Source organism: Bradyrhizobium sp. 27S5 (genome assembly GCF_037217225.1).
Classification (GTDB): domain Bacteria; phylum Pseudomonadota; class Alphaproteobacteria; order Rhizobiales; family Xanthobacteraceae; genus Bradyrhizobium; species Bradyrhizobium septentrionale.
In genome coordinates this window covers 8,756,270-8,771,379 of record NZ_CP147714.1, presented here as the reverse complement: position 1 = coordinate 8,771,379, position 15,110 = coordinate 8,756,270, and the positions used below count along the sequence as shown (strand labels likewise).

General features: G+C 65.0%; 11 protein-coding genes and 2 pseudogenes. 8 read left to right on the top strand and 5 right to left on the bottom strand.

The window, feature by feature from the left end; all coding sequences use genetic code 11:
• Positions 1–156: 156 nt before the first annotated feature.
• From WDM24_RS41165 to WDM24_RS41155, 3 genes are all read left to right on the top strand, one after another.
• Positions 157–3,696: a PAS domain-containing hybrid sensor histidine kinase/response regulator gene (locus tag WDM24_RS41165; RefSeq protein ID WP_338829770.1), complete on the top strand. Its 3,540-nt coding sequence runs from the start codon at positions 157–159 to the stop codon at positions 3,694–3,696.
• Complete coding sequence (locus WDM24_RS41160) at positions 3,693–4,370, top strand: response regulator transcription factor (RefSeq protein ID WP_166301064.1); 678 nt, start codon at positions 3,693–3,695, stop codon at positions 4,368–4,370. The genes WDM24_RS41165 and WDM24_RS41160 overlap by 4 nt, the downstream gene beginning before the upstream one ends.
• 313 nt (positions 4,371–4,683) lie before the next feature.
• Positions 4,684–6,084, top strand: a complete 1,401-nt coding sequence (locus tag WDM24_RS41155; protein ID WP_338829769.1) for an integrase family protein — start codon at positions 4,684–4,686, stop codon at positions 6,082–6,084.
• Positions 6,085–6,241: 157 nt separating this feature from the next.
• Here the strand turns inward: WDM24_RS41155 and WDM24_RS41150 are convergent, their stop codons facing one another.
• The 3 genes from WDM24_RS41150 to WDM24_RS41140 are packed head-to-tail and all read right to left on the bottom strand — an operon-like array spanning position 6,242 to position 7,552.
• Positions 6,242–6,688: a YdeI/OmpD-associated family protein gene (locus WDM24_RS41150; RefSeq protein WP_338829768.1), complete on the bottom strand. Its 447-nt coding sequence runs from the start codon at positions 6,686–6,688 to the stop codon at positions 6,242–6,244.
• A gap of 38 nt (positions 6,689–6,726) precedes the next feature.
• Positions 6,727–7,272 carry an SRPBCC domain-containing protein gene (locus WDM24_RS41145; RefSeq protein WP_338829767.1) on the bottom strand — a complete coding sequence of 182 codons (546 nt, stop codon included), beginning with the start codon at positions 7,270–7,272 and terminating at the stop codon, positions 6,727–6,729.
• Positions 7,265–7,552 carry a helix-turn-helix transcriptional regulator gene (locus WDM24_RS41140; RefSeq protein ID WP_338829766.1) on the bottom strand — a complete coding sequence of 96 codons (288 nt, stop codon included), beginning with the start codon at positions 7,550–7,552 and terminating at the stop codon, positions 7,265–7,267. Before WDM24_RS41140 ends, WDM24_RS41145 begins: the two co-directional genes overlap by 8 nt.
• A gap of 923 nt (positions 7,553–8,475) precedes the next feature.
• Here WDM24_RS41140 and WDM24_RS41130 point away from each other — a divergent pair.
• Together WDM24_RS41130 and WDM24_RS41125 are read left to right on the top strand one after the other, a co-directional pair.
• The gene (locus tag WDM24_RS41130) at positions 8,476–10,173 is read left to right on the top strand and encodes an ankyrin repeat domain-containing protein (RefSeq protein ID WP_338829765.1); all 1,698 of its coding nucleotides are present in this window, start codon (positions 8,476–8,478) and stop codon (positions 10,171–10,173) included.
• A gap of 194 nt (positions 10,174–10,367) precedes the next feature.
• Positions 10,368–10,808 (top strand): annotated as a pseudogene (locus WDM24_RS41125) (SDR family NAD(P)-dependent oxidoreductase); the annotation flags it as partial.
• Here WDM24_RS41125 and WDM24_RS41120 read toward each other — a convergent pair.
• A pseudogene (locus WDM24_RS41120) lies at positions 10,801–11,355 on the bottom strand (type 1 glutamine amidotransferase domain-containing protein); the annotation flags it as partial. The pseudogenes WDM24_RS41125 and WDM24_RS41120 sit on opposite strands and share 8 nt — an antisense overlap.
• 92 nt (positions 11,356–11,447) lie before the next feature.
• Positions 11,448–11,897 carry an ester cyclase gene (locus WDM24_RS41115; RefSeq protein WP_338829764.1) on the bottom strand — a complete coding sequence of 150 codons (450 nt, stop codon included), beginning with the start codon at positions 11,895–11,897 and terminating at the stop codon, positions 11,448–11,450.
• 224 nt (positions 11,898–12,121) lie between these two features.
• Here WDM24_RS41115 and ada point away from each other — a divergent pair, with 224 nt between their 5' ends.
• The 3 genes from ada to WDM24_RS41100 all read left to right on the top strand — a co-directional run bounded on the left by ada (position 12,122) and on the right by WDM24_RS41100 (position 14,757).
• A complete protein-coding gene (gene ada, locus WDM24_RS41110; RefSeq protein WP_338829763.1) occupies positions 12,122–13,201 on the top strand; it encodes a bifunctional DNA-binding transcriptional regulator/O6-methylguanine-DNA methyltransferase Ada in 1,080 nt (359 codons plus the stop codon).
• Positions 13,202–13,301: 100 nt separating this feature from the next.
• Positions 13,302–13,985, top strand: coding sequence for a flavin reductase family protein (locus tag WDM24_RS41105; RefSeq protein WP_338829762.1), 684 nt, complete (start codon positions 13,302–13,304; stop codon positions 13,983–13,985).
• A 211-nt stretch (positions 13,986–14,196) separates the two neighbouring features.
• Positions 14,197–14,757 carry a YbhB/YbcL family Raf kinase inhibitor-like protein gene (locus WDM24_RS41100; RefSeq protein ID WP_338829761.1) on the top strand — a complete coding sequence of 187 codons (561 nt, stop codon included), beginning with the start codon at positions 14,197–14,199 and terminating at the stop codon, positions 14,755–14,757.
• Positions 14,758–15,110 lie beyond the last annotated feature (353 nt).

The window sequence follows — 15,110 nt, the reverse complement described above, 5'->3', positions numbered from 1 at the left end:
TCGATCGACGGCCGGGTCTCGAATCCAGCCGTCGATGCCCTCGGTTCTTGTCTTGACGCGCTTTGTTCACGCCAACCGGTGTCCACTTCGCTGGAAAACGCTCTAGTATCGGCGGCCCGCGACCTGTCGCGGGCCGATCTCGTGCGTGAGGTGTCCTTGCAGGGCTGGTTCGTTCTCGCAATCTCGGCGGCCTATGTGACCGCGCTGTTCCTGATCGCCTGGTGGGGCGACCGGCGCAGCGTCGACGGTCCGCTGGTGTCGCCGACATCGTGGACGGCCGCGGTCAGCTATTGCCTGACGCTCGCGGTCTACAACACCTCCTGGAGCTTCTACGGGTCGGTCGGCCGGGCCGCGACCAGCGGGCTCGACTTCGTCACTATCTATCTCGGCCCGACGCTGGTGCTGCTGTTCGCCCAGCCGCTGCTCGTCAAGGTGATCGCGATCGCCAAGGCGCAGAACGTGACCTCGATCGCCGATTTCATCGCCGCGCGCTACGGCAAGAGCCAGTCGCTGGCCGCGCTGGTCACCCTGGCCTCGCTGCTCGGCGTGCTGCCCTATATCGCGCTCCAGCTGAAGGCGGTCGGCAAGAGTTTTGACTATCTCATCCTGCAGCCGGAACGGGCCGGCGGCGCGGCGTTGCAGTTCTGGCAGGACTCCGCCTTTGGCGTCGCCGCATCGATGGCGCTGTTCGCGATCATCTTCGGCGTCCGCCATGTTCATGCCAGCGAGCATCATCGCGGATTGATGTTGGCGATCGCGTTCGAGAGCGTGGTCAAGCTGGTCGCGTTCCTGATCGTGGCGCTGTTCGTGCTGTTCGGCATCGCCGGCGGACCGGGCGAGCTGCTGTCGCAGGTTCGTCTCGATCCAGAGCTCGCGCAGGTCCTGTCGCTCGATATCGGCCAGCCGGTCTGGCCGGCGACCATCATTATCTCGGCGATCGCCTTCCTGTGCCTGCCGCAGGCGTTCCATGTCGCGATCGTCGAGAACGAACAGCCCGCGCATACCCGCACCGCTGCGTGGCTCTATCCGCTCTATCTTGCGGCGTTCAGCCTGCTGATCCTGCCGATTGCCGCCACGGGCCTGGCGCGGTTCGGCGGCATGATGGATCCCGACACATACGTGATCTCGCTGCCGATCGCCTCCGATGCCAGGACCGTCAGCCTGATCGCGTTCCTGGGCGGGCTGTCGGCCGCGACCGGCATGGTGATCATGACCGCGGTGGCGCTGAGTACGATGCTCTGCAACGACGTCATCATGCCGCTGCTGTTGCGCTGGCGCTTCCTCGGCCGGCGCGCGGCGAACTGGTCGGTATCGCGCACGCTGATGGCGGTGCGCCGGTTCTCGATCGTCGGCATCCTCCTGCTGGCCTATCTGATGCACCGTCTGGTCAATCACGGCTATCCGCTGACGGTGATCGGCCTGTTGTCGTTCGTGGCGGTGGCGCAGTTCGGGCCGGCCTTCATCGGCGGCCTGTTCTGGCCGCGCGCCAACAAGGCCGGCGCCTCGGTCGGGATCGCGGTCGGCTTCGTGATCTGGGCCTATACGCTGCTGCTGCCGTCCACCGGGCTGTTATGGCCGGCGCTCGCGCCGATCGCGCGCGATGGATTGTTGCCATGGCTCAAGCCGGGCGCGCTGTTCGGTCTCGAGGGGCTCGATCCGATCTCGCATGCCACGCTGTGGAGCCTCGGCGTCAATATCGCCTGCTTCGTGCTGTTCTCGCTGCTCGGACGGCAATCGACCATCGAGCGCAATCAGGCCGCGGCTTTCACGCAAGGCGCAGCGCGTGGGACCGCCTCGCCATTGTCGTCGCGCGTCCTGGTCCGGCTCGATGATCTGCGCGCGCTCGCGATCCGCTTTGTCGGCAGCGAACGCGGCGTGGCCGCCTTCGACGCCTATCTCGCCGCGCGCCGCGCCGGTCACGCGCCGGCGCTCGACCCGTCGGGCCTTGTCGATCTCGATTCGATCCGCTTCACGGAAAACCTGCTCGCCGGCGCCATCGGCGCGGCGTCGGCGCGCGTGGTGATCGCAGCCTCGCTCGAGGGCCATTCGCTGTCGCGGCGCGCGGCGATGGCGATGCTGGACGAGGCCTCCGAAGCGCTGCGCTTCAACCGCCATCTCTTGCAGAGCACGCTGGAGAGCGTGCCGCAGGGCATCTGCGCCTTCGACGCCGACTTCAACATCTCGGCATGGAACGGCCGCTTCATCGAGTTGCTCGATCTGCCGCGCGATCTCGTGCGCGTCGGCCTGCCGCTCGCCGATCTGATTGCCTTCAACGTCGACCGCGGCGAATACGCGGCGGCCGAGTTCTCCGCGCTGTTGGTCAATCGCGACGTCGCGACGCAAGTGTGGCCCTATGTCTACGAGCGCAAACGCCCGGACGGCACCGTGCTCGAAATCGTCTATGACCGCATCGCCGGCGGCGGCTACGTCTCGACCTATACCGACGTCACCGAACGGCATCGCGCCGCCGAGGCGCTGCGCCGGGTCAATGAGGATCTGGAGTTGCGCGTGCGTGAGCGGACCGAAGCGCTGGAGCGCGCCAAGGCGGACGCCGAGCACGCGAATCTCGGCAAGACGCGCTTCCTCGCAGCCGCCAGCCATGACCTGCTGCAGCCGCTGAACGCGGCGCGGCTATTCCTGTCGGCGCTTGACGAAAGCTTGCGCGTACAGCCGAGCGCCGGTGACAAGGACCGGAGGCTGGCCGGTAGCGCGATCACGGCGCTGCGCTCGACCGAGCATATGCTCGACACGCTGCTCGACATCTCCTCCTATGATTCCGGTGCGGTGCGCGCCGAGCCGGTCGATTTACCGATCGCCGATCTCCTGGCGCAGCTCAGCGTCGAGTTCGATGCCATGGCGCGTGAGCGCGGCCTGTCCTTGCACGTCGTTGATTGCGCCTGTGTGGTGCGGAGCGATCCGCATCTGCTGCGCAGAATCCTGCAGAACTTGTTGTCGAACGCGGTGCGCTACACGCCGAAAGGCCGTATCCTGCTCGGATGCCGGCGCAAGGCCGGCGCGCTCCGGATCGAGGTCTGGGACACCGGTATCGGCATCGCCGAGGCTGACCGCGACCGGATATTCGAGGAGTTCCAGCGGCTCGTGCCCGCGTCCGACAAGGGGCTCGGCCTCGGGCTTGCAATCGTCGACCGCATCTCGCGCCTGCTCGGACACACGGTTAACGTGCGCTCGCGTCCCGGCCACGGTTCCTGTTTTGCGGTCACCTTACCCCTGGCGTCCGGTCCCGGTGCGACGCTGCGCCGCGCGCGCGCTGCAGCTGCGCCGCTGCCGGCCGAGCAACCGCTGACGATCCTGTGCCTCGACAACGATGCGACGATCCTGCGGGGGCTCACGGCGCTGCTCGGGGGCTGGGGCCATCATGTCGTGACCGCGACAGACCCGGCCGCGGCGATGGCGGCAGCAACCGCCGGGCCGCCCGATGTCGTGCTGCTCGACCACCACCTTGACGGCGGCCGCAGCGGTCTTGATTTTCTCGACGATCTCAGGCGCGCATCGGCGTACAAGGTGCGCGCGCTGCTGATCACCGGCAATCGCAGCGAGGAGGTTCGCAGCGCGGCGAAGGCGCGCGGCTGCGAGATCCTGCTCAAGCCGGTCAAGCCGGCTGCGCTGCGACGTTTCCTGAGCGGCGAGGCCTTGACCCGTCGGCTCGCCACCCATGAGGACCGTCACCCGGCATGACCACACGCATCGTCATTGGCGACGACCATCCGCTGGTGCAGGCCGCGCTGCAGAGCGCACTGTCGGCCGTGCTTCCCGATCTCGAGATCATTCCCTGCCAGTCGCTCGACGAGGTATTGGCGGCGGTGCCCGGCCGCATCGAGGAGATCGACCTGATCCTGCTCGACCTGACGATGCCGGGCATCCAGGGGTTTGCGGCGCTCTTCGTCCTGCTCGCACAGTTTCCGACGGTGCCGGTTGCGATCATCTCGGCGCGGCAGGATGCGGCCACGATCCGCCGCGCCATCGCCTATGGCGCCTCCGGCTATATCCCGAAATCGCTCGGCCTGCCGGCGATGGCGGACGCCATCACGCGCATCCTCGGTGGCGAAATCTGGATGCCGCCGAACATCGGCGGCCGGGGCTCGATCCAGAGCGAGGACGTGGAGCTGGCGGCGCGCGCGGCCTCGCTGTCGCCGCAGCAACTGCGCATCCTGGCGATGATCGTCGAAGGCAGGCTCAACAAGCAGATCGCGGCCGAAATCGGCATCGCCGAGCAAACCGTCAAGGGCCATGTCTCGACCATCCTGCGCAAGCTCGGGGTGGGATCGCGCACCCAGGCCGCCGTGCTGGCGGAGCGGCTGGCGTTCGGCAGCGCGCGAGGCGTTTCATCACCTGCAGAGCGAGAGGGGTGAAGGCGCCGAGGATATCCTCCTGGCTGCCGTCGCCGGCAAACAGACTGAGAACGGAAATGTTCGTGGTTTTGTACGCAAGTGGCGCACCCGACACGATTCGAACGTGTGACCTTTGCCTTCGGAGGGCAACGGATCGCTCCTTTCCCGTCTTCGCGCATTTACGCTGGAACGCGATAAACCTCGAAATATCAATATATTACTTGGCTTCCAGCCTCATTTAGGCTACGCTGATTTCCGCTGAAAACGCCTCCGACTTGCTCCCGTGTGGTTGCAATGTGGTTGCACCAAGGAGGCAGGGAAAAGGCAGATTTCCATGACGAAATTGACCAAGCGCGTCATCGAGGGATTGCAGTCCGACGGATCGAAGCATGGAACGCTGTTCTGGGATAGCGAGCTTAAAGGCTTCGGCGTGCGCGTTTTCCCGACGGGCGTGAAGACGTTCGTCGTCAAGTTCCGAACCCGCGGTGGTCGGCAGCGCTGGCTCAAGATCGGGGCGTTCGGCGCTCTGACGGCTGAGAAGGCACGTGAAAAGGCCAAGTTGGAGCTGGCTCGCGTGGTCGACGGCGAAGATCCGGCGGATGCGCGGGACCAGCTTCGTGCGGCAGTGACCGTCGCCCAGCTGTGCGACCTGTACATGACGGCCGCCGAGGCAGGCTTGGTCCTAGGACGGAAAGGCACGCCCAAGAAGCCGCGCACGCTTTCCACCGATCGCTCCCGGATCGACGCTCATGTGAAGCCGCTGCTGGGCCAGCTCAAAGCCAGCGAAGTGACGCGAACGGATATCGAGGGCTTCAAGACCGGCGTTGTGACCGGAAAGACGGCGCGGGATGAGAAACTAGGGCCGCGTCGTCGATCGATCGTGCGAGGCGGCAAGGGTGCGCTCACCCGCACTTTGGGGCTGCTCGGGGCCGTGTTCGCATGGGGTCAGGATAACGGCTACGTCGAACAAAACCCGGTCCGAGGCGTCAAACGATTCGCCGACGCGCAGAAAAAGGCGATGCTGTCCGGCGAGCAATATGGTGCACTGGCCCAGACCCTCAACGAACTGGCCGACAGGCGAGATCGCAATGACCAACCGATGCACAGCCTGGTTGGTCTGGCGGCCATTCGCTTCATCGCCCTGACGGGCGTTCGACGTGGCGAATGCACAAGCCTCAAATGGGACGAGGTCGATGCCAACGGCACTTGCCTGGCCCTCGGGGAAACGAAGACCGGGCCTTCGCTGCGACCGCTCAGCCGTGCGGCCTTCGCGGTCGTCGATGCCCAGGATGCGATCGCCGACTACGTCTTTCCTGCCGGACCCGACGCCGAAGGCTATCAGGGCTTGCCTGGCCTATGGCGCACCGTGCAGAAAACGGCCCGCCTTGCGGCCGAGGCGGCCGCGGTCGAGCGTGGCGAACCAGCGCCCGCTGGTGGGCCGCTCGATGGCGTCACGCTGCATAGCCTGCGGCACAGCTACGCCGGAGTCGCCGAGCAGCTCGGGGCGACAATCCCGACGATCGCGGCACTGCTCGGTCATCGCGTCGGTGGCGTCACGGGCGGCTACATCCTCAAGCGGGTTGATGTGCTTTTGATCGACGCGGCCAACCGCGTGGCGGAGCACATCGGGATGCTGATGCGGGGCGAGGCACCGCCTTCGACCGTGGTGCAATTCGTGCCGCGCGGTCGCATTAGAGCAAATACGGGAACCCAACATCTGGCTTTGGCGAGCTAAGCGGGTCCGGCTATCCGAAGAGCGGTCCGGGTTTATGTCGCGCACGCCGATTATGGTCAGGCAATGCCGCTGGGCGGGGAAACAGGGGAGCCTGCCCCATCAGCGAGTTCGTCGTGGCGACATTTGCGGCATGGATAGACTTGGGCTGCTGGGCGCCCTAAGCGCTGAGCCGCGCGACGATGGCGGCGACGCGCCGCGCGCGGGTCTCGGCCGCCTTCGCTCCGATGACGTTCTCCACGTCCGCTTTCTGTCGGCTCGGAGCCTGCTTGAGAAACGCGTCGCGAAGTCCTGGCGTGGCAGCCAGCGCGCGATCGAGATCGTCGGGTATCTCGACCGTGCGCGGAGCCCGATCGATCGAGAGCGTGACCGTGATCGGATCGCCGCCCTTGATGCCGGAGGCCTCGCGGTGCTGCGCGCTGAATGGCAGCATCGACTTGCCTCCCATGATGCCGACCGTGGTGCGGTAGCTGTAGTCGTTGACCACCACCAGAAGCGCCGGACGCGCGCCGCCGCCGAGCTGTGTCATCACATCGGGCGGCACGACGATGCCGGTGGTCTTCTCGCCGGTCTGCGTAAGGATCGTGTCAAAGCGGACCTGGGTCACGGCAAAGTCTCCTGTCGATATGGAATGAGCATTCTCCTTCAGGCAGCCTCGCCGCTATGGAGCGGCACGCGCGAAAGCGGCCAGTTCTCGGCGCGGCACCGCGCGGGCGTGAACAGTCCCATCAGCGGGCTCATCAGCATGACCATCCGGCCGCCGAAGGTCGGGCGCCGCTGCTCGGTCCAGCGCTTGAGGTTGTCGACGATGAACTGCCCGCTCTTCGCCATCTTGGCGGTTTGCGTGCCCTCAAGCGCCTCGGACGTCAGGGTGAGTTCGGTGCCGCCGGGCACTTCCTTCAACTCGTAAGTGGTCCGCCCGGGCGGTTCGTTCGCGGCCATCGCGAAGTTGATCGCATGGCTGAAGCGATAGGGCGGCGAAAATTCGAGTACCTCGCCATAGGCCATCACATACTTGCCGTCCTTCGACAGCATCCGCATTGGACGGCCGGGCTTTAAACCATCCTCGGTGTCGCAAACGCCGCCGAACAGGAAGGGCAAGACCTCGCCGGTCTGGACGAGTGTATTCCAAACGACCTCGATGGGGGCCGCGATCGTCACCTTCCAGATCTGTCGTGCGCGCTCAGTCATCGTCTGTCTTTCTGGCGACGGCGGCTTCGGCCGCCTGTTTGATGCGGAGCAGATGGCCGGCCCAATAGCCGCTGAATTCGGTGGCCCAGCGTTCGTAGATCATGCGGATGGGCGTGACGTTGAGGAACAAGCGGCGGGCGGTGCCCGCTCGCTCGCTAACGATCAGGTTCGCCCGCTCCAGCACTCCCAGATGGTTCATGATCGCGATCCGGCTAACGTCGAAATTCTGCGCGAGACGACCGATCGTGATGCCGGGCTCCGCGCCGACCAGATCGAGCACGCGGCGGCGGATCCTGTGCGCCAAGGCGTGGAAAACCTCGTCCATCTCATCTTCAGTCATAATGTAATTACTATATTACATATCAAGTTGCGTCAATGGGTTTCGCTCAGACCGAGCCGCCATTGAATCATGATGTGCGAGGAGGCCTTCACCGCAGATCGAGACCGCCTGACCCGAGGGACAAGGCAATCGACGAATTGCTCTTATCGCAGAAGTAGCGTTCTGTTCGCGGCGCGGCGCGCCAATTCGTGCCACGGCGTCTCGTGGCGGCGCTATTACGGGGCTGCTCTTGTGGCGGCGAGAGGGGACGGCGAGTTTGACAAGCCTGCCCGCCAAAGAATGCGCGAGCAGATGGCGCGACACGACTCGCGGGTGACGCGGTATTGGGAGCTGATCAGCATTTTAGATAGCCAGCCCAAGATCGCCAGTAAGGTCGACGCATATTGGACGAAAGCAGCCGTTCTTCATCACTATGCCTGAGGCGACAAAAATAAGGGCGTGTCGAGCCAAGGCTCTCGTTACTGCTCTCCCGCTCCAACACTTCCGCTTAAGCGACCAGATCCCGATTCACGGCCGCAGGCGGTTCGACGGTGACTTTCATCGGTTTGTCATCGGCGGTCCGAGCTTGAGCTTCGTCATGGCTTTCCTCCTTGCCCGTAGGGCGCAAGCACTAGGTCGAGCGTCTTCAAAACCCGCCCTCGCAACTACGCTCTTTGCGAAGCCGTACCGCTACATGCTGCTCGCGACCGCCAGCGTTGACAGCTTCGTTGTGTTGTTCGAAGCTGTGAAGAGTGCGCTATGGGGCGCCCCCGGTCCGCGGCAAGGGAGCTGGCTCCCGCCCATCCTGAAATGATATGATCGTTTCACGCTCCTTCTTCCGGCCTGTTTCAGCGGACACCAGGCGATACGGAAGGAAGGTTGTCATGAGCCGTAAGCTCACCGCCCGTTCGACTCTCGAAACCCTCAAGAAAGAAGCCAAGCGCTGGTTGAAGGCGCTGCAGGCCGGCGATGCGGAAGCGCGCGGCCGACTGCTCGCCGTCACGCCGGCGGCTCCAATCGAGCCGGGCCTGCGCGACGTCCAGTTGGCCCTGGCGCGCGAATACGGACTGCCCGGGTGGGCGGCGCTATGCCAGGCGCTGGAGGACACGCGCCGCTCTCACGCCGACCGCGTCGAGCTCGTCTTGCGGTCGGCCGACTGGGCGGGTGACCACACCGCCGGCGCACGCCTCCTGGCTCGTTGGCCGGAGGTCGGCCGGGACAGCCTCTACGCCGCCGCGGCTACAGGCGACCTAGCGGAGGTCGAGCGGCGGCTGGCCGCCGATCCCGGCAGCGCGAACCGCAAGGGCGGTCCACTTGAGCGTGAACCTCTGCTCTATCTGGCCTATTCGAATCTGCCCGGCAGCGAGGCGCACGGCCTCGAGATCGCTCGGCGGCTGCTTGACCATGGCGCCGATCCCAACGCTTTCTGGATCGGCCCCTGGGGCGAGCCGGCCTTCACCGTCCTGACCGGCCTGATCGGCCAAGGCGATCAGCCGCCGCACCCCCAGGCGAGGGACCTCGCCGCCCTGCTTATCGAACGTGGGGCCGACCCCTTTGACCCGCAGGCGCTCTACAACACCTCCATTACTCGCGACGATACCGATTGGCTGGACTTTCTTTGGACCCAGTCGGAGCGACATGGACGACTAAAGGCTTGGCGGGAGAATGTTCCTGGGAAGCCGGCCATCGGGGGCAGCGTCCCGCTCAGCGCGCTCGACTACCTCCTCGGCAACGCCACGGCCTTCAATCACCTCAGGCGAGCGGAGTGGCTGCTGGCGCATGGCGCGGACCCCAATAGTCTGCACGCCTATTCCAGAAGACCTCAGCGTGAGGAGGCGCTGATCCACGGCCACGTCGAGATGGCCAAGCTGCTCGAGCGCTTCGGCGCCGAAACCACGACGCTGGAGGGCCCGTCCGCTTTTCGGGCCGCCTGCATGAGCCTTGACCGCGACGCGGCGCACGCGATCGCGGCGAACCAGCCGGGATATCTCCACGACCCGGAGCCGATGCTGACGGCGGCCCGCGCCGGCCGTGCCGATGTCGTGACCCTCCTGCTGGAGCTGGGGGTGGACGTCGATGTCGCCGATGCGATCGAGCAGCGCGGGCTTCAAGTCGCGGTCGCGGGTGGGTCGCTGGAGGTGGTCAAGTTGCTGGTGGCTCATGGCGCCGACATTGACCGGCCGACAACGACGGTCGGCGGCGGCGCGATGGGCTATTCCGCTCATTTCGATCGTCGCGAGATTGCGGCCTTTCTGGCGCCGTTGAGCCATGACGTGCACAACCTGACCTACCTTGGATTCATAGACCGGCTCGCCGAACTGTTCGCCGACGATCCGGGCCTCATGAACGCGCGCCATGCCCGCAGCGGCTGTACACCGCTGTTCCTGCTGCCGGCGGACGAAGACGCAGCCATGGACATGGCAGCCTTCCTGCTGGATCACGGTGCCGATCCGAGCATCAAGGGCGCGGAGGACGGCCTCACGGCTGAGGAGAGCCTGCGGCGCCACGGTCTGATCGATCTCGCCGACTTCCTGCACGAGGAAGCGGCGAAGCGTGCCATTTGCCAGCCAGACCAAATTTAACGGCAGCAGTAAGAGCTGCACCGGCCAGTACCATGTGCAATCGAACAAAAGGCGCTGACAAGGCGCGGCCGCACGCCCAGCGTTCCTTGCGGCCCGCCGCGCCGGCGTTCTTTTCAATTTGACTGCAGGATCCGGATCGCGGGGCCGCACCGGTCGTGGGACCCTCGCGCCCTTCAAGTCGAAAAGGACGCGCCATGCAGCTCAAAGACAAGATCGCTATTGTTACTGGCGCCAGCTCTGGCATCGGTTATGCGACGGCCAAGCTGTTCGCCCAACTCGGCGCCAAGGTCGTGGTGTCCGCACGCCGAGAGGCCGAGCTTACTGATCTGGTGGCGGCGATAAAGGACAACGGTGGCCAAGCGGTCGCCGTGCCGGGCGACGTCCGGGACGAACAGACGGCGATCAATGCGGTGCGCACCGCCAATGAGCATTTCGGCGGGCTGGACATCGCCTTCAACAATGCCGGCGCCCTCGGCGAGATGAGCCCAGCGTCCAAAATATCCGTTGATGGCTGGCGCGAGACCCTCGACATCAACCTGACCGGCGCCTTCATCGGCGCCAAGCATCAGATCCCTGCCTTGCAAGCCCGTGGCGGTGGATCGATCATCTTCACCTCGACCTTCGTTGGCCACACCGTGGTAGCATGTCTTCCACGAGGTACGGCACCGCGTCGGTGAGACCGACCGCGGCTTCCTCAGCGTTGGCGAAGCCGGCGACCTTCTTGCCGCACACCAGCGGCGTGCCGTCCGGTCCCTTGGTGTTCCGGAACACTGCCGAGCCGTGGCATACCGCCGACACGGGCTTGCCCGCCGCGAACAGAGATTCGGCCAGGGCGATAGAAGCCGGCTCCTCCGCCAAGTCGAACATCGCGCCGTGGCCGCCAGCATAAAAGACCGCGTCGAAGTGCTCGGCCGAGATCTCGGAGAGTCTGACGGTGCGGGCGAGCCGGGTTTCTGCGACGGCGTCGGCGCGGAAGCGGCGCGTGTCCTCGGTCTGGAAGTCCGAGGTGTCGCTGCGAGGATCGATCGGCGGCTGGCCGCCCCGCGGCGAGGCCAGGGTGACATCGGCGCCGGCGTCTAAGAATGCGTAGTAGGGCGATGCGAACTCATCGAGCCAAAAGCCAGTCTTTTTGCCCGAGGCGCCGAGCTCGTCGTGGGTGGTCAGGACCATCAGGATTTTCATGCGAAGTGCTCTTTCGAAGGATGGAAGATGTCTGGGCACCAAAGAGAGCGCCGGGTGCACCCGGCGCTCTGCTCGTGTCGCGGTGCGGCCGATCACGCGGCGCGAAGCAGCCCGAGTTGGGTCAGGCAGGCGACGCCGTCGTCCAGGCCGATCTCCTGGACGATCTTGCCGTCCTTCAGCTTCAGCACGGTGGTGCCGGTGAAGTGCATCTTGCGGCCGCTGTTCGCGGGCAGGCTCCCGGCGAGAAAGTCGCTGAACGCCGGGCCCGTGTGGGTCCCGCCACCTTCCCACTGGCCGACGACGTAGTCGCCCTCGGCGATCAGATCGGCCACGCCCCAGAACTTTAGGTCGGGGAATGCAGCGCGGAAGTCCGTCATGAAGGCCTTGATGTCCGCATGGCCATTGCGCGGCTCATGCAACGAGTAGCGCAGCAGCATGTCCGGCGCGGCGACGGCGTCGACCACGTCCAGATTGCAGGTCTCGCCCCAGAAATCGGTGAACCAGCGGCCCACAACAGCCTTGTTCTCGTCTTGCAAACTCATGAGAGCCCTCTTTGTGATGGTTGAATCAACCCTCGGCCGGAGTCGGCGAGGCGGCGAAGGGATACGGCGGGTCTGGGCGAGGCGAACTCCGCTTCTTGCCGCGGTATCGGATCCGCAGCCCACCGGCGGCTTGCGGACGCCATTTGAATTCGAGAGCAAGACCCGGAGTGCGTCACGCCTCGCATCCGGGCAGGATCGGGGCTACCGATGTTGAGGATTTGCAGATGAATGTTCTTGCACCCACGGCAGGAAAGTCGCTCGCCACAGCGGAAGATCCCCGCTGGGCCCGCATCGTGGCGCGGGACCGGACGGCGGACGGACAGTTCTGGTACGCGGTGGCGACCACAGGTATCTACTGTCGCCCGTCCTGCCCCTCGCGGGCCGCCAACCCCAAGAACGTCATCCTCTACGACACCTTCGCCCAGGCGCAGGCTTCGGGTTTCCGGGCCTGTAAACGCTGCAATCCGGACGGGGCGTCACTGGACGCTGAGAACGCGGTGAAGGTGGCGCAAGCCTGCCGGCTGATCGAACAGAGCGAAACTGTCCCTTCTCTCACTGAACTGGCGGACGCGGTCGATCTCAGTCCAGGCTACTTTCACCGGCTATTCAAGGCGATCATCGGTCTGACGCCCAAAGCCTATGCCAAGGCGCGCCAAGCCGAACGGGTCCGCGAGCAACTGGCGCGCGGCCAGTCTGTGACGGCGGCCATCTACGACGCCGGCTTCAACTCCAGTGGCCGCTTCTACGCGGACGCCAACGACATGCTGGGAATGACGCCCAGCAAGTACCGGTCAGGCGGTGTCGGCGAGGACATCCGCTTCGCCGTAGGTCAGTCCTCGCTGGGTGCGATTCTGGTCGCGTCGAGCACGAAGGGCGTTGCCGCGATCCTGATAGGTGAGGACCCCGACGCGCTGTTGCGGGATCTGCAGGATCGCTTCCCACGGGCGCGACTGTTGGGCGCCGACGCGGAGTATGAACAGCTCGTGGCCCAGGTCGTAGGTATGATTGAAGCGCCGCAGATTGGCTTGGACCTGCCGCTCGATGTTCGAGGCACTGCCTTTCAACAGCGCGTGTGGCAAGCACTCCGTGATATCCCGCCGGGCCGCACCGTAAGCTATGCCGACGTCGCCCAGGCGATCGGGTCCCCCAAGGCGGTGCGCGCGGTGGCGGGGGCCTGCGCCGCCAACAACATCGCGGTCGCGATTCCCTGCCACCGGGTAGTGCGTAACGATGGGTCGATCTCCGGCTATGCCTGGGGCGTGGACCGCAAGCGGGAGCTGCTCGAACGGGAAGCCGCGGCGTGAGCGGGCCGGGCGAATGTGATTCCAGCGCAAGAAGCGGAGTGCGTGGGGTGCGCGGCGACGACAAGATCAACGTCATTCCGCGAAACAAGGTAAGCCCCTCATGCCCAGTAACCCCCTGTCGATCGAGCCCGCTATTCTTTATGTTGGCACTCCTGTTGTTCTGATCAGTACGAAAAACGAGGACGGGAGCGACAATCTGGCGCCGATGTCGTCAGCGTTCTGGCTCGGATGGCGCTGTCTGCTCGGCCTAGGTGCTTCGTCCAAGACAACGGAAAATCTGATCCGGACCGGCGAATGTGTATTGAACCTGCCGTCCGTCGCTGAAGTCGCGGCGGTAGATCGCCTGGCCCGCCTGACCGGGTCTAACCCGGTGCCGGCGAAAAAGCTGGAACGCAACTATCGGCATGAAGCCCGCAAGTTCGAAATCGCGGGCCTGACGCCGATCGCTTCCGAAACGGTCGCGCCGCTACGCGCGCTAGAGTGCCCGATCCAGATGGAAGCGGTCGTCGCTGCACAGCATGGCATAGGGGACGATGGTCCCTGGAAGGGCGGCACAATCGCTTTCGAAGTGCGGATCCAGCGGGTTCACGCCCATCCCGAGGTCTTGATGGACGGGCACGAGAACCGGATCGACCCCGACAAGTGGCGGCCCCTGATGATGAGCTTCCAGAAGTTCTATGGCCTGGCCGATGGGCAGGTGCATCCGTCACGTCTGGCCGAAATCCCAGAGGCCGCCTATCGCAGCCCCGATGTCGATCGGGCGCGGTTGGTGGCCGCAGAATAGGGTGTTGCCAGACGGACATGGCGGGCTGGCCTGAGGCTGAATGTCTCGCCGTCGGTCAGCGCTCTCGCCGAAGAAGAACCAACCGATCCGCATGTCCGCAATAGAGACGGCCGGCGAGCCCTGTTCGGACAACGCGCCCTCGCCGCCGCCCGCGTGACCAAGGCTTGGGCCGCCTACCCAATTCAACCGCACTCTGACGAAAGCCATCACCATGCGATTCCTGCTGACCACCGTCGCCGCCCTCCTCGTCCTGGGCACTCCGCCGGCGCACGCCGAGATGAAGCTCATGTCCAAGGATTTAGCCCCGGGTCAGTCCATGGCGAACGCGCAGGTGTTCAACCAGTTCGGATGTAAAGGCGCCAACGTCTCCCCGGAGTTGATCTGGTCGGGCGCGCCGCAAGGCACAAAGAGCTTCGCGATCCTGGCCTTCGATCCGGACGCGCCGACCGGCTCGGGCTGGTGGCATTGGGTTGCGTTCAACATTCCTGCCTCGGTCGACAGAGTCTCAAGCGACGCCAGCCGCAACGGCACGCTCCCGCAAGGCGCCGTCCAAAGCCGCACCGATTTCGGTATCGCCGGCTATGGCGGCGCCTGTCCGCCAGCAGGCGGCGGCGTCCACCGATATCAGTTTACAGTCTATGCCTTGTCCGTCGCTGATCTCACCACCGGCGACTTCCCGCTGAACGCGAATGCGCCAGGCGCGATGGTCAGCTTCGTGGTCCATGCCACTGCGCTCGACCATGCCACCCTTGAAGTCCCCTACCAGCGCTGATGGCCGAGCTGTTGGGTTCGATTCGTTGGGGGGCGTGAGGATGGCTCTCCGTCGCCGACTTCTACAGTGTGGAACGTGAGGCGACTCGTCAGGCCGTCAACGGGTGGATCCGCTCGAGTGGCGCGTTCGACGCAGTCATGGACTTCGATTCTATACTTCGCGACCCGGAGCATCCTGCTTGCCTACTCGCTCGCTTCGCGTCCATGGATCGCCTTCATCCCAACGACCTAGGCTACCAGGCGATGGCAGATACCGTTGACGCGGCAGTGTTGAATCAACGCTTTTCGCTGCGGATTCATTGAGGACAACATGACTGCACCGGTAGCGCGCGGTCGACGGCCATTCGCGCAAGT